The organism is Streptomyces klenkii, from assembly GCF_003626645.1.
GTDB classification, from domain to species: Bacteria; Actinomycetota; Actinomycetes; order Streptomycetales; family Streptomycetaceae; genus Streptomyces; species Streptomyces klenkii.
Window position 1 is genome coordinate 1 of the sequence record NZ_RBAM01000199.1, and the last position, 1,045, is coordinate 1,045.

The following is a 1,045-nucleotide window of genomic DNA, read 5'->3' on the forward strand; positions in this document are numbered from 1 at the left end:
GTACAGGCAGACCGCCCCGGGGGAGTGCCCGGGGGTGTGCAGCACGTACAGCCCGGTGCCGCCCACGGTCAGCAGGTCGGCGTCGGCCAGTTCCCCGTCGGGCTCCCGCTGAGGGTGCTCCAGCTTCCACAGCACCGTGTCGGCGGGGTGGAGCAGGATGGGCGCCCCGGTGCGGTCGGCCAGTGCCGGGGCGGCGTTGACGTGGTCGTTGTGGGCATGCGTGCACACGATGGCGACCACGCGCCGGTCGCCGACCGCCGCGGCGATCGTCGCGGCGTCGTGCGCGGCGTCGACGACCAGGACCTCCCGGTCGTCGCCGACCAGCCAGACGTTGTTCTCCACCTCCCAGCTGCCCCCGTCCAGCTCGAAGGTCCCGGAGGTGACCAGGTGCTCGATCCGCGCCGTCACAGTGTCTCCTTGTTCTCCCCCAGGCTCCGCCTGGGTGCACCCCCAACTCCGCCCGCGCAGCGCGGCGCGGCTGTCGTCTTCGGCTGCGGCCCGGCAGCCGCGCTGGGGGTACCTCCCGCTTGCGGGGGCGCGGCGCTCACAGGACCACCACCGAGCGCAGCACCTCGCCGCGGTGCATCTTGTCGAACGCCGACTCCACCTGGTCCAGGGCGATTTCCTCGCTGACGAAGGCGTCGAGGTCGAGGCGTCCCTGGAGGTAGAGGTCGATCAGGGCGGGAAAGTCCCGGGAGGGCAGGCAGTCGCCGTACCAGGAGGACTTCAGCGCCCCGCCGCGGCCGAAGACGTCCAGCAGCGGCAGCTCCAGCTTCGCCCCGGGCATGGGCACGCCCACCAGCACGACCGTGCCCGCCAGGTCGCGGGCGTAGAAGGCCTGCTGATACGTCTCGGGACGGCCCACGGCGTCCACGACGACGTCGGCGCCGAACCCGCCGGTGAGAGTGCGGATGGCCTCGACGGCATCGGTCTCCGAGGAGTTGACGGTGGCGGTGGCGCCGAACCTCTCGGCCCACTTCAGCTTCCGGTCGTCGACGTCGACGGCGATGATGCGGGTGGCGCCGGCGCCGCGGTGGCCGGCGCC

General features: G+C 72.9%; 2 protein-coding genes. Both read right to left on the minus strand.

The annotated features are described in order from the left end of the window. Positions 1 to 408, minus strand: a 408-nt coding sequence (locus tag D7231_RS35750; RefSeq protein ID WP_147449928.1) for an MBL fold metallo-hydrolase, incomplete at its 3' end; no start/stop codon positions are given. A 136-nt stretch (positions 409 to 544) separates the two neighbouring features. Beyond that, positions 545 to 1,045 (minus strand): zinc-binding dehydrogenase (locus tag D7231_RS35755; RefSeq protein WP_147449929.1); only part of this gene is annotated, 501 nt, incomplete at its 5' end.